Annotated in this window: 21 protein-coding genes; 16 read left to right on the forward strand and 5 right to left on the reverse strand. The window is 58.7% G+C overall.

All coding sequences use genetic code 11. The features are described from left to right. Positions 1-4 precede the first annotated feature (4 nt). The 9 genes from ACR1XY_RS10340 to ACR1XY_RS10380 all read left to right on the forward strand — a co-directional run bounded on the left by ACR1XY_RS10340 (position 5) and on the right by ACR1XY_RS10380 (position 6,414). Positions 5-559 (forward strand): NnrU family protein, encoded by a 555-nt coding sequence (locus ACR1XY_RS10340; RefSeq protein ID WP_480592834.1) that lies wholly within the window; start codon positions 5-7, stop codon positions 557-559. A 12-nt stretch (positions 560-571) separates the two neighbouring features. After that, positions 572-778, forward strand: coding sequence for a DUF1737 domain-containing protein (locus ACR1XY_RS10345; protein WP_480592836.1), 207 nt, complete (start codon positions 572-574; stop codon positions 776-778). Next, complete coding sequence (locus ACR1XY_RS10350) at positions 778-1,806, forward strand: MaoC family dehydratase (RefSeq protein WP_480592838.1); 1,029 nt, start codon at positions 778-780, stop codon at positions 1,804-1,806. Before ACR1XY_RS10345 ends, ACR1XY_RS10350 begins: the two co-directional genes overlap by 1 nt. A 55-nt stretch (positions 1,807-1,861) precedes the next feature. Continuing rightward, positions 1,862-2,524 carry a DUF1194 domain-containing protein gene (locus ACR1XY_RS10355; RefSeq protein ID WP_480592840.1) on the forward strand — a complete coding sequence of 221 codons (663 nt, stop codon included), beginning with the start codon at positions 1,862-1,864 and terminating at the stop codon, positions 2,522-2,524. A 213-nt stretch (positions 2,525-2,737) separates the two neighbouring features. Then, positions 2,738-3,121, forward strand: a complete 384-nt coding sequence (gene sdhC, locus ACR1XY_RS10360; RefSeq protein WP_480592843.1) for a succinate dehydrogenase, cytochrome b556 subunit — start codon at positions 2,738-2,740, stop codon at positions 3,119-3,121. Positions 3,122-3,132: 11 nt separating this feature from the next. Beyond that, the gene (locus tag ACR1XY_RS10365; RefSeq protein ID WP_480592845.1) at positions 3,133-3,504 is read left to right on the forward strand and encodes a succinate dehydrogenase, hydrophobic membrane anchor protein; all 372 of its coding nucleotides are present in this window, start codon (positions 3,133-3,135) and stop codon (positions 3,502-3,504) included. Positions 3,505-3,529: 25 nt separating this feature from the next. Next, positions 3,530-5,338: a succinate dehydrogenase flavoprotein subunit gene (gene sdhA / locus ACR1XY_RS10370; RefSeq protein WP_480592847.1), complete on the forward strand. Its 1,809-nt coding sequence runs from the start codon at positions 3,530-3,532 to the stop codon at positions 5,336-5,338. 12 nt (positions 5,339-5,350) lie between these two features. Next, positions 5,351-6,130: a succinate dehydrogenase iron-sulfur subunit gene (locus ACR1XY_RS10375; protein WP_480592849.1), complete on the forward strand. Its 780-nt coding sequence runs from the start codon at positions 5,351-5,353 to the stop codon at positions 6,128-6,130. A 137-nt stretch (positions 6,131-6,267) separates the two neighbouring features. Then, positions 6,268-6,414, forward strand: a complete 147-nt coding sequence (locus tag ACR1XY_RS10380) for a hypothetical protein (protein ID WP_480592851.1) — start codon at positions 6,268-6,270, stop codon at positions 6,412-6,414. Between the two features lie 262 nt (positions 6,415-6,676). Here the strand turns inward: ACR1XY_RS10380 and deoD are convergent, their stop codons facing one another. The 3 genes from deoD to ACR1XY_RS10395 form a co-directional block, all read right to left on the reverse strand. Further along, positions 6,677-7,390, reverse strand: a complete 714-nt coding sequence (gene deoD, locus ACR1XY_RS10385; RefSeq protein ID WP_480592853.1) for a purine-nucleoside phosphorylase — start codon at positions 7,388-7,390, stop codon at positions 6,677-6,679. Between the two features lie 17 nt (positions 7,391-7,407). Then, positions 7,408-7,725: an H-NS histone family protein gene (locus tag ACR1XY_RS10390; protein ID WP_480592855.1), complete on the reverse strand. Its 318-nt coding sequence runs from the start codon at positions 7,723-7,725 to the stop codon at positions 7,408-7,410. Between the two features lie 124 nt (positions 7,726-7,849). Next, complete coding sequence (locus tag ACR1XY_RS10395; protein WP_480592857.1) at positions 7,850-9,817, reverse strand: methylmalonyl-CoA mutase family protein; 1,968 nt, start codon at positions 9,815-9,817, stop codon at positions 7,850-7,852. A 144-nt stretch (positions 9,818-9,961) separates the two neighbouring features. On the opposite strand from ACR1XY_RS10395, the gene ACR1XY_RS10400 reads away from it, so the two are divergent. The 7 genes from ACR1XY_RS10400 (at position 9,962) to ACR1XY_RS10430 (ending at position 16,872) form a co-directional block, all read left to right on the forward strand. Continuing rightward, positions 9,962-11,350, forward strand: a complete 1,389-nt coding sequence (locus ACR1XY_RS10400; RefSeq protein WP_480592859.1) for a 1-acyl-sn-glycerol-3-phosphate acyltransferase — start codon at positions 9,962-9,964, stop codon at positions 11,348-11,350. A gap of 112 nt (positions 11,351-11,462) precedes the next feature. After that, entirely contained in the window at positions 11,463-12,749 is a 1,287-nt protein-coding gene (gene ccrA / locus ACR1XY_RS10405) for a crotonyl-CoA carboxylase/reductase (RefSeq protein WP_480592861.1), read from the forward strand. A gap of 205 nt (positions 12,750-12,954) precedes the next feature. Further along, a complete protein-coding gene (locus ACR1XY_RS10410; protein WP_480592863.1) occupies positions 12,955-13,173 on the forward strand; it encodes a hypothetical protein in 219 nt (72 codons plus the stop codon). Beyond that, positions 13,112-13,831 carry a helix-turn-helix transcriptional regulator gene (locus tag ACR1XY_RS10415; protein ID WP_480592865.1) on the forward strand — a complete coding sequence of 240 codons (720 nt, stop codon included), beginning with the start codon at positions 13,112-13,114 and terminating at the stop codon, positions 13,829-13,831. The genes ACR1XY_RS10410 and ACR1XY_RS10415 overlap by 62 nt, the downstream gene beginning before the upstream one ends. Positions 13,832-13,915: 84 nt before the next feature. Then, positions 13,916-14,554, forward strand: a complete 639-nt coding sequence (locus ACR1XY_RS10420) for an acyl-homoserine-lactone synthase (protein WP_480592867.1) — start codon at positions 13,916-13,918, stop codon at positions 14,552-14,554. Between the two features lie 60 nt (positions 14,555-14,614). Continuing rightward, the gene (locus ACR1XY_RS10425) at positions 14,615-16,147 is read left to right on the forward strand and encodes an ATP-dependent DNA helicase (protein ID WP_480592869.1); all 1,533 of its coding nucleotides are present in this window, start codon (positions 14,615-14,617) and stop codon (positions 16,145-16,147) included. Next, positions 16,144-16,872 (forward strand): SDR family oxidoreductase, encoded by a 729-nt coding sequence (locus tag ACR1XY_RS10430; protein ID WP_480592871.1) that lies wholly within the window; start codon positions 16,144-16,146, stop codon positions 16,870-16,872. Before ACR1XY_RS10425 ends, ACR1XY_RS10430 begins: the two co-directional genes overlap by 4 nt. Positions 16,873-16,875: 3 nt before the next feature. On the opposite strand, the gene ACR1XY_RS10435 is transcribed toward ACR1XY_RS10430, so the two are convergent. Together ACR1XY_RS10435 and ACR1XY_RS10440 are read right to left on the reverse strand one after the other, a co-directional pair. Then, complete coding sequence (locus tag ACR1XY_RS10435) at positions 16,876-17,643, reverse strand: TIGR02186 family protein (protein ID WP_480592873.1); 768 nt, start codon at positions 17,641-17,643, stop codon at positions 16,876-16,878. 2 nt (positions 17,644-17,645) lie between these two features. Then, on the reverse strand, positions 17,646-18,566 hold the full coding sequence (locus ACR1XY_RS10440; RefSeq protein ID WP_480592875.1) for a sulfite exporter TauE/SafE family protein: 921 nt from the start codon (positions 18,564-18,566) through the stop codon (positions 17,646-17,648). Positions 18,567-18,578: the final 12 nt, after the last annotated feature.

Raw genomic sequence — 18,578 nt, forward strand, 5'->3', positions numbered from 1 at the left:
CAGCATGGGCTTTGTTCTTCTGATTCTTGGGGTGGCGCTTTGGTGGGCCGCCCATCTGTTCAAGCGCGTGATGCCGGCGCAGCGCGCGGCCATGGGCAATGGTGGCAAAGGCGCAGTGGCGCTGGCGCTGGTCGTAGCGATATTGCTGATGATCTTCGGCTATCGCATGACCGACTTCATCCATGTCTGGTCGCCGCCGTCCTTCATGATCCACATAAACAACCTACTGGTGCTGATTGCTATCTACATGATGAGCCCCGCTGGTCAGAAAGGTCGCCTGCTGAACAAGATGCGCCACCCGATGCTGGCCGGTTTCCGTGCCTGGGCCTTTGCACATTTGCTTGTGAATGGCGATCTGGCCTCGATTATCCTGTTCGGTGGTCTGTTCCTATGGGCCATGGTTGAGGTGGTCGTGATCAACCGCGCCGAGCCTGACTGGTCTCCGGCTGAGCCCGGCACCTACGGCAAGGACGCGATGTTCTTTGTGGCTTCGATCGTGCTGTTCGGGATCATCGGTTACATTCACGGACTGGTCGGCCCATCGCCGTTCCCGTCATAAGGAGCAGACAAATTGGCAAAACTCTATCGTCTGTTGACCGAAGAAGACACTTCCGCCTTCTGCCACAAGGTGTCGGATGCGCTAGCAAAAGGGTGGGAACTGTATGGCGACCCCTCTTATGCCTATGACGCCGCCAACAGCGTCATGCGTTGTGCGCAGGCCGTGACCAAAGAAGTCAAGGCCGACTATTCTGCCGAAATGAAACTGGGACAGCAATAATGGCAAAAACCAATCCGGGCCGCTTTTTCGAGGACTACTCCGTTGGGCAGGTGCTGCACCACGCAGTGCCGCGCACCGTAACCGACGGTGAACGGGCGTTGTATCACGCGCTCTACCCCGCGCGACATGCGCTTTATTCCTCGGACGAGTTTGCCCGGGCCAGTGGTTTGCCGCAAAGTCCGATAGATGATCTGGCGGCGTTCCACGTAGTGTTTGGTAAAACCGTTCCCGATATCTCGCTGAATGCGGTTGCCAATCTGGGCTATGCAGAGGGGCGCTGGCTGAAACCGGTCTATTCCGGTGATACGCTGCGGTCTGAGTCCGAAGTGATCGGGGTCAAACAGAACTCGAATGGCAAGACCGGTGTGGTCTGGGTGCGCACACGCGGACTGAACCAGCGCGATGAGGTGGTAATCGAGTATGTGCGCTGGGTGATGGTGCGCAAAGCGAACATCGACGCCCCCGCGCCCGAGGCGGTGGTGCCGGACCTGAAAAAGGCGCTGGAGCCGGGCGATCTGGTTGTGCCTGAGGGACTCGATTTTTTGAACTATGATTTTGTTCAATCCGGGGAAGCCCATCGCTGGGGCGATTACGAGATCGGTGAAACCATCGACCACGTTGATGGTGTGACCGTCGAAGAGGCCGAGCACATGTTGGCCACCCGCCTGTGGCAAAACACGGCCAAAGTGCATTTTGACCTGACCTTCCGCCCGGATGGTCGGTTGATCTATGGCGGGCATGTGATCTCGATGGCGCGGGCGCTGTCGTTCAACGGTCTGGCCAATGCGCAGATGATCGTTGGTCTGAATGGTGGCGCACATGCCAACCCGTGCTTCTCGGGCGACACGATCAAGGCTTGGTCCGAGGTTCTGGACAAGGCCGAAACCGGTGTGCCTGGTGTGGGCGCCATCCGACTGCGACTGGTCGCCACCAAGGGTGGTGCGCCGTTCGAACTGAAGGGTGAAGATGGGCGGTACAAGCCCGAGGTGCTGCTAGATCTGGACTATTGGGCGCTGATGCCTATCTGAGGTCGCCCCACATTCATTTGATCGCAGCCTGCGACATTCATGCTAGGCTGCGGTCATGGTCCTGTTCCGCTCACTTGCTGCCTGCCTGTTCCTGACCCCGCCCGCGCTGGCCTGCGATCTTGCGCTGGCTTTGGCGGTGGATGTGTCCGGGTCGGTCGATACAAGCGAATACCGCATTCAGATGGACGGGCTGGCCGCAGGTTTGCGTGACCCCCTCGTGTCCGAGGCGCTGGTTCGCGGGCAAGCGCAGTTGATGCTGGTGCAGTGGACCGGAGCATCGCGCCAGAAGGTGACGATCCCGTGGACCCGGATCGACAGTTTCGACACGCTCGAACGGTTTGCCGATCAGGTGGCTGCCGACCCCCGGGTCTGGCGCAATTTTTCGACCGCAATAGGTGAGGCGCTTGAGATGACGCTATCCAGCTTTGACGACGTGTCCGAGTGCACGCGGCATCTGATCGACATTTCGGGCGACGGAGTGTCCAACGAAGGGGTCGAGCCGACCGAGGTGCACGGCGTGTTACGCAATCGGGGGGTCACGGTCAACGCAATCGCAATCGAGGAAAGCGAGCCCGACCTGACCGCCTATTTCTTTGAAAACGTCATTGTTGGCGAAGGGGCGTTTGTCGTCTCGGCCTCCGGTTTTGCTGACTATCCCGAACGGATCCGGAAAAAGCTTTTACGCGAAGTGACGCAGCAATCCGCCGCTTTAAAGTGAGTGCTACAGATTCGTGATCACAATGATCGCAACCTTGGGACGCTAACATTGATTTGACTGTATAAGTTTTGTGATCACAGTATTATTTTGTGTGATCACAATTTCCCGAAATCTGCGGTTTTGTCCCCATTTTACCTGTTTTTGCGCACGCAGCACGTGACAGATTGGCAAAAACGAGTAAAACGACTGGTAGCCAACGAAAGAGGAGCCGACATGGCCGATGTCAATCGGGGCAACCGCCCGCTCTCGCCACATATTATGATATATCGCCCCCAGATGACGTCTCTGTCTTCGATCATGGTTCGTTTGACCGGGATCGGGGTGTTCGCCGTTGCAATTCTGGTTGTCTGGTGGCTGCTGGCCGCGTCGACGTCGGAAAGCGCATTTGCGGGGATCGACGGGTTTCTACGCAGCTGGTTCGGCGACCTCATCCTGACGGCTGCGACTTGGGGGTTGTGGTATCACACGCTGGGCCGCCTGCGGCACGTGCTCTGGGATTTCGGCTATTGCCTTGACATCGAGACCGCCGAGAAACTGGGGCTGGGCATGTTCGTTGGTGCGACCGTCCTGACCCTGATCACCGTGCTTGTGGTTTAAGGAGACGGCACATGCGATATCTGACTGACCGCAAGCGCGCGCAGGGTCTGGGCGCAGGGAAATCCGGCACACTCACTCATTGGCGGACAATGGTTCGGGCGATGATCCTGACCGTGTTGATTCCGATCTTCATCTTCACCTTCGGCGCTGGCATTGGCGGAACCCACGAAGAGGTGGTGGCCTATTTCAGCCGTCCGTTCCCGGCGCTTGTCACGGCGCTCACGCTGATCGTGGGGCTGCTGCAACTGATGTACGAGGCGCAGGAAGCGATTGAGGACTATGTGCACGGCGTCATGGAGAAAGTCTCTCTCGCTGCAATGTGGGCCCTGGGCTACACGCTGATGGCGGCCGGGCTGTTTGCCCTGGTCAAGCTGGCCCTGTGATGATGCGCGGTAAGGAACAAGAACAATGACAGCAGCATATGAATATGAAACCCACGAATACGACGTCGTTGTCGTAGGCGCTGGTGGTGCAGGTCTGCGGGCGACGTTGGGCATGGCGGAACAAGGCCTGCGTACGGCTTGTGTCACCAAGGTTTTCCCGACCCGCTCGCACACGGTTGCGGCGCAGGGTGGTATCGCCGCATCGCTTTCCAACATGGGCCCGGACCACTGGCAGTGGCACATGTATGACACCGTCAAGGGCTCGGACTGGCTGGGCGATACCGACGCGATGGAGTATCTCGCGCGTGAGGCACCCAAGGCGGTTTACGAGCTGGAGCACTATGGCGTGCCCTTCAGCCGGACTGAAGAAGGCAAAATCTATCAGCGTCCCTTTGGTGGCCACACCACAGAATTTGGCGAAGGTCCCGCCGTGCAGCGAACCTGTGCCGCCGCTGACCGGACTGGCCACGCGATCCTGCACACGCTGTACGGTCAATCACTGAAAAACAATGCCGAGTTCTACATCGAGTATTTCGCCATCGACCTGATCATGTCCGAGGATGGGCAATGTCAGGGTGTTGTCTGCTGGAAGCTCGACGATGGCACGATGCATGTTTTCAACGCCAAGATGGTTGTACTGGCGACCGGTGGTTATGGCCGGGCCTATTTCAGCGCGACCTCGGCCCATACCTGCACCGGTGACGGTGGCGGGATGGTGGCCCGCGCAGGTCTGGCGCTCCAGGATATGGAATTCGTTCAGTTTCACCCGACCGGCATCTACGGCTCTGGTTGCCTGATCACTGAGGGCGCACGCGGCGAGGGTGGATACCTGACGAACTCGGAAGGCGAGCGGTTCATGGAGCGTTATGCGCCCCAGTACAAGGACCTCGCGCCCCGCGACTATGTCTCGCGCTCGATGACCATGGAAATCCGCGAAGGTCGTGGACATGGCGACAATGGCGATCACATCCACCTGAACCTCAGCCACCTGCCCGCTGAGGCACTGGCCGAACGTCTGCCCGGGATTTCGGAATCGGCGCGCGTTTTTGCCGGTGTCGACGTCACCAAGGAACCAATCCCGGTTCTGCCGACCGTGCACTATAACATGGGCGGTATTCCGACCAACTATTGGGGTGAGGTACTGAATCCCACCGCTGATAACCCAACCGGCGTCGTACCAGGTCTGATGGCCGTGGGTGAGGCCGGGTGTGCCTCGGTCCACGGCGCGAACCGTCTGGGTTCGAACTCGCTGATCGACCTTGTGGTGTTCGGCCGCGCGGCCGCGATCCGGGCGGGTGAGGTTGTTGACGCCAAGGCACCGAACCCAGTTCTGAACCAGGCTTCGGTGGACAAGGCGTTTGACCGGTTCGACGCGGTTCGCAACGCCAACGGTGCAATCCCGACCGCCGATCTGCGGCTTGAGATGCAGCGGACCATGCAAGAAGACGCGGCCGTGTTCCGGACCGCCAAGACCATGGCCGAGGGTGTTGAGAAGATGACGGCAATCGCCGCCAAGATGGACGACTTGAAAGTCACCGACCGCTCTCTGGTCTGGAACAGTGACCTGATGGAAACGCTGGAACTGACCAACCTGATGCCGAGCGCTCTGGCCACCATCGTCGGTGCCGAGGCTCGTAAGGAGTCCCGTGGCGCGCACGCGCATGAGGACTTCACCGAGCGTGATGACGAGAACTGGCGTGTCCACACCGTGTCGCGCGTTGAAGGCAACAAGGTAGACCTCAGCTATCGCCCGGTCATCGTTGATCCGCTGACCACCGAAGACGAAGGCGGCATCAGCCTCAAGAAAATCGCGCCCAAGGCGCGGACGTTCTAAGGAGAGGAACTTATGGTACAACTGACCCTCCCCAAGAATTCGCGCATCACGACGGGCAAAACCTGGCCCAAGCCGGAAAGCGCGACCAATGTTCGGAAGTTCCAGATTTACCGCTGGAACCCGGAAGACGGCAAAAACCCGCAGCTCGACACCTATTTCGTTGATATGGACAGCTGCGGCCCGATGGTTCTGGACGCGCTGATCAAGATCAAGAATGAGATCGACCCGACGCTGACTTTCCGCCGATCCTGCCGCGAGGGCATCTGCGGGTCCTGCGCGATGAATATCGACGGCATCAACACGCTGGCCTGTATCTATGGCATGGATGAGATCAAGGGCGACGTGAAGATCTATCCGCTGCCGCATATGCCGGTGGTCAAGGACCTGATCCCCGACTTGACGCATTTCTACGCCCAGCACGCCTCGATCATGCCGTGGTTGGAAACCAAGACAAACCGTCCCGCGAAAGAGTGGAAGCAGTCTATCGAAGACCGCAAGAAACTTGACGGTCTCTATGAATGCGTGATGTGCGCCAGCTGCTCGACCTCGTGCCCGAGCTACTGGTGGAACGGCGACCGTTATCTTGGGCCGGCCGCACTGCTGCACGCCTATCGCTGGATCATCGATAGCCGCGATGAGGCCACAGGAGAGCGTCTGGATGAGCTGGAAGATCCGTTCAAACTGTATCGCTGCCACACGATCATGAACTGCGCCAAAACCTGCCCGAAAGGTCTGAACCCGGCCAAGGCAATTGCCGAGATCAAGAAGATGATGATCGATCGCGGAGTTTAAGCGACGCCTAATTGTCAGCACTTGCCGCATTGCGGCGAGTGCATGGCGAGATTGCAATACTATGCAATGCAAACCGTTCTGTTCAGGTCTATCCTGCCTGCAGGGAGGAGTGATGGAACCGAAACGGGATCGCTCCGATGCAAGAACAAAAAGCAGAAAACACCAAAGCAGCCGAAGCTCTGGCTTTGTTGGAACAGGCCTGGGCCTACTACACTCCTGAACCTGCGCTCGTGTCTCAAGAGCAGCACGAACCAGAGCTGTTCGAATACGCGAACGCCGCCTGACGCTTGAATTCACGCAGAGATTGGGCAATGCATAAGCATGCCCATTCTTTTGCTTTTACTGGCCGCTGGCGTGTTTGCCTACTTCGTCTGGCGGTCACGGACGTCCTCTCTGACACGCGATTGCCGATGGCGGCAGCACCGAAAAGAAGGTGTCTGGATTTGCGCCTATTGTGGGGCGCGGCAAGACGGGGAAAACGCCCCGACAGCCTGCCTGCAGGGCAAACAGTAAAACAACAAGGCGATGTCGCGCCCTTTTTTTTGTTTATGCAGTGTCCGAAAAAGCCGCCTGCAGGGCAATCTCAACCATTTCGCCGAAGCTGCTTTCGCGTTCCGACGAGGGCAGAGCCTCACCCGTCAGAAGATGATCGGACACGGTCAGGACCGCCAGCGCCCGGCAGTTGTGGCGTGCGGCCAGAATGTACAGCTCGGCGGCTTCCATCTCGACACCCAGGATGCCGTGCCGCACCATCTGTTCGTTCAGATCGGGGCGTTCGTCATAGAAGACATCGGACGAATAAATCCCGCCAACATGGGTGGGCGTGCCTTTGGCTTCGGCAGCTTTGGCTGCAGCCTGCAGCAAGCCCCAATCGGCGCAGGGCGCAAAGTTCAACTCTTTCAGGATGCCGCGCGATGGCGTGCTGAGGGTGGTCGATGTCATCGCCAGGATCACATCGCGGATTTTGACGCTGTCCTGCATCCCGCCGCACGAACCGATCCGGATCAAAGTTTTGGCACCATAATCGTGGATCAGTTCATTGGCATAGATCGACAGGGACGGCATTCCCATCCCGCTGCCTTGAATTGTAACCGGGTTCCCTTTCCAGGTACCGGTATAACCCAGCATGCCGCGCACGTTATTAACGAGTTTTGCATCCTGCAAAAACGACTCTGCGGCCCATTTCGCCCGATACGGATCGCCGGGCATTAAAACGGTTTCAGCGATTTCACCTTTTTCGGCACCAATATGAATTGTCATCTCTGATCCAATTCCCGTCAGATTTCCAAATCCGAAATATCAGCGCCGGCATTCAGTGCATCGTGAACCCATTGCGGTTTGCGTCCGCGACCGGACCACGTCTGGTCAGGGTTGGCAGGGTTTTTGTATTTCGCGTTGGATTTTGGGCTTTTGGTCGACTTTGCTGCGCCTGCTGAGAGTTCCGAAAGAGAGAATCCAAATTCAGCGGCGGCTTTTTCTGCGGCTTTCAGCGCCGCAATACGCTCGCGCTTTTCCGCGCTTTTTAGGGCAGTTTCCACCTGATCACGCAATTCCAGCAGTTCTTTGCGTGACATTTTCTCAAGGCTGATCGCCATTTCTTTCTCCATTTCGAAATACACCACGAATAGGCGTAATAGCCTACCGTAAGTTGAAATCGGGGTTTTATCCATCCCTTACTTAAAGGCAATGGATTTGGAGATAAAAACAAAATCGCGGCCGTTACTGGGCCGCAATGTTCTGCGGATCGACCAGAGTCACAATATCGCCCATAATTGCATTTAGCTCGAAATTCTTGGGCGTATAGATCTTGGACACACCCATTGCCGTGAGTTTTGCAGCATCGTCATCGGGAATGATCCCCCCGACGATCACGGGAACACCGTCCAAACCGGCCTCGCGCAGGCGCGTCATGACGTCTTGCACAAGCGGGATATGGCTGCCGGACAGGATCGACAGGCCAATTACGTGGGCCTTGTCCTCGATCGCGGCGGCGATGATTTCCTCGGGTGTCAGGCGGATACCCTCATAGCTGATATCCATACCGCAATCGCGGGCACGAAAGGCGATCTGTTCGGCGCCGTTGGAGTGGCCGTCCAGACCCGGTTTCCCGACCAGAAATTTCAGTCGGCGCCCCAATTTGTCGCTGACCGCATCAACGGCGGCGCGCAGGTCGTCCAGACCTTCGGTCTTGTTCGACACGGAACCGGACACGCCGGTCGGGCCGCGATAGGTGCCGTAGACCTTGCGCATTTCCTCGGCCCATTCGCCGGTGGTGACGCCGGCCTTTGCGGCGGCAATCGACGGCTCCATGACATTGGCCCCGGTCTGCGCCGCTTCGCGCAACGCGGACAGAGCCGCCAAAACGGCCGCGTCGTCACGTTCGGACCGCCACTCGTTCAGCCGTGCAATCTGTTCCTGTTCCACGGCCGGATCGACGACCATGATGCCGCCATCTTCAGTTTGCAGCGGCGAGGGCTCACCCTCGGTCCATTTGTTCACGCCGACAACAACGGTTTCATTGCGTTCGATCCGGTTCAGACGTTCCGCATTCGAATCGACCAAACGCGATTTCATGTATTCGATCGAAGCAACCGCACCACCCATCGAATCCAGGTTGGCCAATTCGGCCCGCGCGCCGGCTTTCAACTCTTCGACTTTGGCATCCACTGCCGGGTTGCCGTCAAACAGGTCGCCGTATTCCAGCAGGTCTGTCTCATAGGCCAGGATCTGCTGCATTCGCATCGACCATTGCTGATCCCAAGGGCGCGGCAGGCCAAGCGCCTCGTTCCATGCGGGCAGCTGCACTGCGCGGGCGCGCGCCTTTTTCGACAGGGTCACGGCCAGCATCTCGATCAGGATGCGGTAGACGTTGTTTTCCGGCTGCTGCTCGGTCAGGCCCAGCGAGTTCACCTGCACCCCATAGCGGAAGCGGCGGAATTTAGGGTCTTCGACGCCGTAGCGGTCCTTCAGAATCTCATCCCACAGATCAACAAAAGCGCGCATCTTGCACATCTCGGTGACAAAGCGGATACCGGCGTTCACGAAGAACGAAATCCGGCCGCAAAGCGCCGGGAAATCCTCTGCCGGGACGCGGGGGCGCAACTCGTCCAGTACGGCGATGGCGGTGGCCAGCGCGTAAGCCAGCTCCTGCTCGGGCGTCGCACCTGCCTCTTGCAGGTGATAGGAACACACGTTCATCGGGTTCCATTTGGGCACGTTGGTATAGCAGTACTCGGCCACATCCGCGATCATCTTCAGCGACGGTTTTGGTGGGCAAACATAGGTACCACGGCTCAGGTATTCCTTGATCAGGTCGTTCTGAACGGTGCCCTGCAGTTTCGCGACATCCGCGCCTTGTTCCTCGGCCACAGCGATGTACAGCGCCAGCAGCCAAGGGGCCGTGGCGTTGATCGTCATCGAGGTGTTCATCTGCTCCAGCGGAATCTGATCGAAAAGAACCCGCATGTCGCCCAGATGGCTGATGGGAACGCCCACTTTGCCCACCTCTCCGCGAGCCAAAGTATGGTCGCTGTCATACCCGGTCTGAGTCGGCAGATCGAAGGCTACAGACAGACCCGTCTGACCCTTGGCCAGGTTGCCACGATACAGCGCGTTCGACGCCTTGGCGGTGGAATGACCGGCATAGGTTCGGATGAGCCAGGGGCGATCTTTCTGCGTCTGCGTCATAATGGGGCCTCGTGCTTTGCGTGGGCAAGAAAATTACGTTCAAGCGTTCTAAAGCGCAATTTTCGGGATATGTCAATTCGCTGCGTCGCGGCATACTTGGTTCTTCAGATTGTAGGTGTCCCAGTTTGGTGGCAGGGTGCGCCTATGACTCAGACCGTGGAACTTCCGCTTTGGCTGTTTTTGCTGATCCTGGTATTTGCCGCGGTCACTATGGCCTCGCACTTCTTGTTTCCTTCGGTGCGCTGGTTTTTTCGCCGCCGGCTTGAGCGGGCGGTCAAACGCCTGAACAAACGCCTGCAGCGACCGATTCAACCGTTCAAGCTGGCGCATCGGCACGACATGATTCAGCGACTGATCTATGACCCGCAGGTCGGGCAGGCGGTTCAGAATTTTGCACGCGAGGAACGTGTTCCCGAGGCCGTGGCCTTTGAAACGGCCCGCCGCTATGCCCGCGAGATCGTTCCGTCCTTTTCCGCGGTGGCCTATTTTAGCATCGCCATCCGCCTGGCGCGCATGCTGAGCAATGCCTTCTATAATGTCCGGCTCAGCTATGTGGATGAGAAGGCAATCAGTGACATCGACCCCGATGCAACGGTTGTATTCGTCATGAACCACCGCAGCAATATGGATTATGTGCTGGTCACCTATCTGGCGGCGCCACAATCGGCCTTGTCCTATGCCGTAGGCGAATGGGCGCGGGTCTGGCCGCTCAGCCGGCTGATCCGGGCGATGGGCGCTTACTTTATTCGTCGTAAATCGGGCAGTGAGTTGTATCGGCAAGTGTTGGCCTGTTACGTGCGCCACGCGACTGAGGCCGGAGTAACGCAGGCGATGTTTCCCGAGGGTGGTCTCAGCCTGACCGGTGCGCTTGGGCGACCAAAGCTCGGGTTGCTGAAATACATCATTGACGCAACGGTGCCCGAAGGGCGCGACGTTGTGTTTGTGCCGGTTGCCCTGAACTATGACCGGGTGCTCGAGGATACGATTCTGACCAAGGCCGCCCTGGGCAACGAACGCCGGTTTCGCGCCCGGATCGGGGTGATCACGTGGTGGATACTCAAGCAGATCGGGCGGCGGATGATCGGGCGCTATCAGCGATTCGGCGTGGCCTCGGTTCGGTACGGGCGACCGGTCTCTCTTCAAGCGTTCCGCGCGGAACATGAAACCAACCTGATGACGGACCTGGCCCGTGATCTTATGGCAGGTATCGGGGCGGCGATTCCTCTGGTTCCGGGGCCTGCGGTGTGCTGGCTTACGCGCGAGATGGGCGAGATCTCCGAAGTTGACGCAGTGCAACTGATCGACCGGCTTATGCGTCGTAACGGTTTCTCCACGCCGTTGGAGCGCGCGGAAATCGAGGCTGCGATCCAACAATTGGTCGATCGCCGCATTCTTAAACGTGAGAACGGGAAAATATCCGTTTCAGGTCAAAGGGTTGACCTGCTAGACTACTACGCGGCTTCAGCGCCATTGGACGCGAAAACAGCTTTTGCTGCATCCGCAAAAGAAATTTCTGCACCTGCTGGGTCATAAAATTACAAAATGCACTCAAAATATGTTGCAATATTTCTCTCTGACCAATATCTCATCGTTTAGAGCGCGCGATTCTGCATCGCGGCAATGATTTGGAATAAAGGAGGCCAACATGGCTCTGGACACCGACAGCGGTATCGCGTCTTACGACGCGCCGGAAAAAGACCTCTATGAGATGGGTGAAATCCCTCCGATGGGGTTTGTGCCCAAAAAAATGTACGCATGGGCGATCCGCAAAGAACGCCACGGCGAGCCGGACACCGCGATGGTGCAGGAAGTGGTGGACGTTCCCGAACTGGACAGCCACGAGGTGCTGGTGCTGGTGATGGCCGCAGGTGTGAACTACAACGGCGTCTGGGCTTCGCTGGGCAAGCCGATCTCGCCGTTTGACGGACACAAGGCTCCGTATCACATTGCTGGTTCGGATGCGTCGGGCATCGTCTGGGCGGTGGGTTCGAAAGTGACCCGCTGGAAAGTCGGCGACGAGGTCGTCATCCATTGCAATCAGGACGATGGAGACGACGAACACTGCAACGGCGGTGACCCGATGTATTCGGACAGCCAGCGGATCTGGGGTTATGAGACGCCGGACGGATCGTTTGCGCAGTTCACCAACGTTCAGGCTCAGCAGCTGATGCCGCGTCCCAAGCACCTGACCTGGGAAGAAAGCGCCTGCTACACGCTGACGCTGGCAACTGCCTACCGGATGCTGTTCGGTCACGAGCCGCACGATCTGAAGCCGGGCCAGAATGTTCTGGTTTGGGGCGCTTCGGGCGGTCTGGGCTCCTACGCGATTCAGCTGATCAACACTGCAGGCGCCAATGCGATCGGTGTGATCTCAGACGAAAGCAAGCGCGATTTCGTCATGGGGCTGGGTGCCAAAGGCGTTCTGAACCGCAAGGACTTCAACTGTTGGGGCCAACTGCCGACGGTGAACACACCGGAATATGCTGAGTGGTTCAAAGAGGCTCGTAAGTTCGGGAAAGCCATCTGGGATATCACCGGCAAAGGTGTGAACGTGGACATGGTGTTCGAACACCCGGGTGAAAGCACTTTTCCGGTCTCGACCTTCGTGGTGAAAAAGGGCGGCATGGTTGTGATCTGCGCTGGTACCACCGGCTATAACCTGACCTTCGACGTCCGTTACATGTGGATGCACCAGAAGCGCCTGCAAGGATCGCACTTTGCGCATCTGAAACAGGCCGCGGCAGCCAACCAGCTGATGGTCGAGCGCCGTCTGGACCCCTGCATGTCGGAAGTGTTCACCTGGAATGATCTGCCCGAGGCGCACATGAAGATGCTGCGCAACGAGCATAAGCCGGGCAACATGTCGGTCCTGGTTCAGGCGCCGCAGACCGGAATGCGCACTCTGGAAGAGGTTCTGGACGCTCGCGGTTGAATCGCACGCAAATAAATCTCTGGCGCCCGCGAATCGACTTATCGGTTCGCGGGCGCCGCTTTTTTTGAATAGATTTATTCTTTTCAGCGAGTTACCGATTCTAGCTTCGCTTTTTTTGGGGAGTAGAAACCAGTGAATAGGCTAAAAAACAACGCACATGTTATGGTTGTGTTAACCCTTCGTTAACCGTTTCGGAGCGACCCTGATGGCGCACAATGAGTGGATACTGGACGTGTTGTCGGACCTCAACGCCTTCGCTGTTGAGAATGGTTTGATCGCGCTGGCCGAGCAACTGGACGACACTAAGCTGGTTGCCGCAGCCGAGATCGCGTCCATGAAGGCTGAGGTACGGACGCCCGCAGATGGGAACAAAACTCGATATGAGCCAGGTCCTGGAGGACTTGGAAAACACCAGCACGCTTGATGAGTTAAGCAATGTCGCCATCCGATTGCGCGACAGGCTGAAGGTCGAACATCTCATTTACCATTGGGTCGATGGCGCCGGGGAACAGTACGGCTATACGACCTATCCCGATGCCTGGGCTGAGCGATATCTGGAAAAGAACTATCACCGCATAGACCCTGTCATTCTGGGCTGCTTTCAGCGGTTTCATCCGGTCGATTGGAAAACCCTGGACTGGTCCGGCAAGGTGGCCAAGGCCTTCTTGATGGACGCGCAAAGCCACGGCGTCGGCATTCAGGGATATTCGATCCCGATCCGCGGACCGAAAGGGCAATTTGCCCTGTTCACGGTGAACCATTCCTGCAGTGATGAAACCTGGAAAGGATTCATCGACCGTCATGGCCGCGAGTTGATTTTGATCGCGCATTACTTCAACCGCAAAGCACTGGAATTCGAAAGTGACCGTCAGCCCGACTCGTCCCGTGGCCTGTCACCGCGAGAGGTGGACGCGATGACCCTGCTGGCGCTGGGCTACAGCCGTGCTCAGGTAGCCCATTCGCTGTCAATTTCTGAGCATACGCTGCGTGTTTACATCGAAAGCGCCCGCGCCAAGCTTGGGGCGCAGAACACCACCCACGCCATCGCCACGGCGCTGAGCCGGGGATTAATAGTGGTTTAACAGGTGCACGCCCCACAAACGGGAAATTAACCGTGACTTTGTACCCCCTTCGTTCCTGCACAGGACGACAAGGGGAAAAAAGTCATGTTGCGTTATCTGTTTGCTGACGAGCTTCACAAGTTTCCGGACCTGGCCGACGGAATGTTCCGAGACCGCGCGGATCAGTTCAAGACCCGGCTGGGCTGGGACGTCCAGGTCAACGATAAAGGAGAGGAGCGGGATCAGTATGACGACTTGAACCCTTTGTACGTCATCTGGGAAGAAGAGGATGGCCGCCACGGTGGGTCCATGCGTGTTCTGCCTACGACCGGACCTGTAATGGTGAATGAGGTCTTTGGCCACCTGACCGGGGGCAAACCGATCCACAGCCCTCTGATCTGGGAGGTGACCCGGTTTTGCCTGTCCCGAACAGCCAGCCCGCATACGGCGGGTGCGATCATGCTCAGCGGTGGTGAAATGATGGAAGGGTTCGGTCTGACCCATATTGCGGGCGTTTTCGATGCACGGATGATCCGGATTTACCGGCTGATCGGATCTTCGCCCATTGTTCTCGGCACCGAAGGGAAGGGGCGTGACCAGATTTCAGTCGGGCTTTGGCCGTATTCCGCCGCGGATTGCAACCGTGTCGCAGAACGTGCAGGTATCCCTCGCGAGCTGTCCCGCCTGTGGTTCAAGACCGCTTTTGGCACCGGCCGACAGCACCGGTTCGCCCTGTCGGCCTGACCGCGCGAAATCCTTAATCCCTCTCTGGTGATAGCTGGCGCGTCCCTGTAGGGTCGCGCCATGTCTATGCCCCCCGTTACCTTTTCCGAAGACCAGGCCGCCGCCTATGACAGCATCGCCGAGATGCTGCGATCGGCCGGTGTTGACCTGGATGATGACGCTCTGCTGAAGCTGCCGGGAGCGGGTAAATCCGGTGTCATGGCGGTGATCGGGAAGGCGGGGTCGGGTAAAACCCTGTTGCTGGCCGAACTGTACAAGGCGCTGGCCGAAACCGGAGTGCAGATCGTCTCGGGCGATTTCGAGAGCCGCAAGGCGAAGGAAAAGCGCAGCCTGGCGATTCTGGCGCCCACTAACAAGGCGGCCAGCGTGTTACGCTTGCGTGGTGTTCCCGCGACGACGATTCACCGCATACTCTACACGCCGGTTTATGACCCGGAATATGAGCGCATCGCTGAATGGCTGGCGGGCAATGACGAACGCCCTGAGATTGAGGGGCTGACCGATGAGGCGCTGGACCGCGCCGCCACCTTTTATCAGAACAACAAGTCCATCCCCGGTGCGTTGGCTGCCGCGGGTTTGCGCGGGTCGGATTTCATCACCGGCTGGAAACGTCGGGATGAACCGTTGGATATCGGGTTTGTGGACGAAGCCTCGATGCTGGATGACCGGCAGTTCGAGGACCTGCAGGAGATCTTTCCAACCCTGCTGCTGTTTGGCGACCCGGCACAGCTGGCGCCGGTCAATCAATCCGGCAGCATGGTGTTTGAGGCCCTACCGGAACCACGCAAACAAATCCTGCACCGGGTTCACCGGCAAGAGGCGGACAACCCGATTCTAGACCTTGCCCACGCGCTGGCCGATCCGCAGATGGGGTTTGAGGATTTCGAAAGACTGGTCGAACAGACCGCTCGTCAGGATGACCGAGTGATCTGGGGGCAGCGAGTCGAGGTCGACCTGATGGCCCGCAGCCCAGTGCTGGTCTGGCGTAACGCCACTCGTATTCGTCTGATCCAGGCGTTCCGGCACGTCCACGGCGCGCCGGATACCGAGTTGCTGGAGGGCGAGCCGCTGATCTGCGACGGCATCGAGCTGCCGCTGAAGCACCGCAAGAAACGTCTGGACCTTGAGGCGCGCGGGCTGATCAAGGGCGCTCAGGTGATCTATCTGGGGCCGGGGCGCAAGCCGGGATTCTCGCGCCTGCACGTGATGGGGGCTGAAGACCCGCAGGTCAGCGCCGCCTCCATCGTCAAGATTGAGAAACCGGATGAGGAAGAGCCCTTCATCCCCTTCGCCGCGCGCATGGGCGCGACCTTTCTGCATGGCGCGGCGGTGACCATTCATAAGGCGCAGGGCTCGCAGTGGGACACGGTTCAGGTCTTTGCGCCTGATATTTACGCCGCCGCGCGCATGGGCCGGGCCGAGGCCGGGCAACCGCTGTGGAAGCGCTTGGCCTATGTGGCGATCACCCGCGCGCAGGAGCGTCTGATATGGGTGGTGCGGAACCGTCTGGCCAAACCCACCCATCCGCTGCGCGTGGACGACCTGCGCGCCGTTCCGGCGGCATCGCTGACACTGGAGGCGGAAGAGACATGAGCACCATCATCGTAACCGGCGCAAGCTCGGGCATCGGGCGCGCCACGGCGGAATTGTTTCTGGCCGAGAGGTGGACGGTTGGTCTTCTGGCGCGCAGTGCGGACAAGCTGCACCAGATGGCCACGGGCCACGATAACGCCATCCCTTTGATTGCGGATGTGACCAACGCGGATGCGGTTCAGGCCGCGTTTAAGACCTTTCAGGACAAGACTGGTCGTCTCGACGTGCTGTTCAACAATGCCGGTATTTTTGCGCCCGGTGGCACCATTGACGAAATCGCGCTGGAGGACTGGTATCAAAGCGTCAACGTTAACCTCAACGGCATGTTCCTGAGTGCGCGCGAGGCGTTTCGGATCATGCGCCACCAGTCGCCGCAAGGCGGGCGCATCATCAATAACGGCTCGATTGCTGCTTATGTGCCGCGTCCAAACTCGGTGCATTATTCGGCCACGAAACACGCCATCACCGGCCTGACCCGCAGCCTGTCTCTGGATGGGCGACCGTTCGGGATTGCCTGTGGTCAGATCGATATCGGCAATGCCCGCACACAGATGGTGCAGGGGTTGGTGGATGCAGCCGTCGAGGCCGGACAGCAGCCCGACCCGACCATGGCCGTCGAGGACGCCGCGCGCTCGGTGCTGCATATGGCCAGCCTGCCGCCCGAGGCCAATGTGCAGTTCATGACCGTAATGGCCACGACGATGCCCTATATCGGTCGCGGGTAGGCTTTAATTCTCGCGCAACAGTCGGAACGCGGTGGACGCGCCCCAACCGGCCGCAATCGCGATGACCAGCGACATTAGCCCGTACCAGACCGGTTGCTGGCGGGACAGGTTGTAGAGGAACCTCTCCAACCCCACCTTGCGCACATCGATTGTGGTCTCAAACTGCGAGACGACTTCTTTGCCGCGGGTCAGGAAGATACGCGCCTTGTAGTCGCCCTCGGTCAGGTCGGCGGGCATTGCGATCGAGGTACGGAACAGGGTCTGTTCGTCCACCGCCACGGTTTTTTCACGGATCGAATACAGCCCCTCATCCTCGCGGATGCGCACCACGGCGTCAGCGAATGACTGCGCGCCGCGGATATGCATCGCCGCCCCGACCGAGCGGATAGCCCGCTCGATTGAGATGCGGTAGCGCAGATCCTCGGTATCCGAGAGGATATCTTCCAGCAACCCGCTGGTGGCAACCGCGTAAAAGCTGGGCGCGAGGTCGACCAGAACGCTGTCGGTATTGACCCAAATCCCCAGTTTGCGGTCCTTGCGTCGGACCATCACCGGACTGGACGGCCCGGCCACGGCCACGATCACTTCAAGCGGCGGACCGGGTGGAATGGGGGTTTCCCGTTTGACGGCGCCAAAGATCAGGATTTCCGAGCCGTCAAAGGTCGCGGTGATGGCGACGCGATCCTGGCTGAGACCCAGAACAACCTGCTCATCAACTGCAAGGGCAGGGGTGCAGCACAGGATCAGCAGGGCAATCAGGCGTTTCAGCATGATCAGTGGCCCCCTTCGCTGCCAAGCGAGTAAAGCTCGGATGGTTCAATCAGCAGGTCCAGCGCTAGCTTGCCACAGACCACCAGAACCAAAGCCGCCAGAAGAACCCGCAGCTGCTCGGCCGGCATTCGCGCGCCGATCACCGTGCCGATCTGCGCCCCGACGACACCTCCGACCAACAGCAAAACCGCCAGGACGATATCGACCGTATAGTTCGTGGTGGCGTGCAGCATGGTGGTGAAGGCCGTCACGAAGATGATCTGAAACAGCGAAGTACCGACCACGACCTTGGTGGGCATCCCCAGCAGATAGATCATCGCAGGTACCATGATAAAGCCGCCGCCGACCCCCATGATCGCCGACAGAACGCCGACGCACAGCCCAACCATCACCGGGGGGATGACCGAGATATAGAGGCCCGATGTGCGAAAGCGCATCTTGAACGGCATCGCATGGACCCAACCACGCTGTCGTCGTTTCACAGGGGCTCCGCCGCCCTTTTTCGCCTTGCGCAGCGCACGCAGGCTTTCGATGAACATCAGGCTGCCAACCACGCCGAGGAAGACGACGTAACAAAGGGTGACCAGCAGATCGACCTGGCCCAGGCTCTTGAGGTAGTTGAACACCACCACCCCGAGGGCGGCGCCTATTAATCCTCCGGTTAACAGGACTGTGCCCATTTTCAGGTCCACTGTCTTGCGTCGGAAATGTGCTAATACACCGGAAAAGGAAGAAGCGACGATCTGGTTGGCTTCCGTCGCGACGGCGACGGCAGGGGGGATACCGATGAAGAACAATAGCGGCGTCATCAGGAACCCGCCGCCCACGCCGAACATGCCAGACAGGACACCGACCATCCCACCCAGCCCCAAAAGCAGGAAGGCATTGACGGAGACTTCGGCGATTGGAAGGTAAATCTGCATTTGGAATTACCG

This window comes from Ruegeria sp. AD11(2025), from assembly GCF_056542405.1.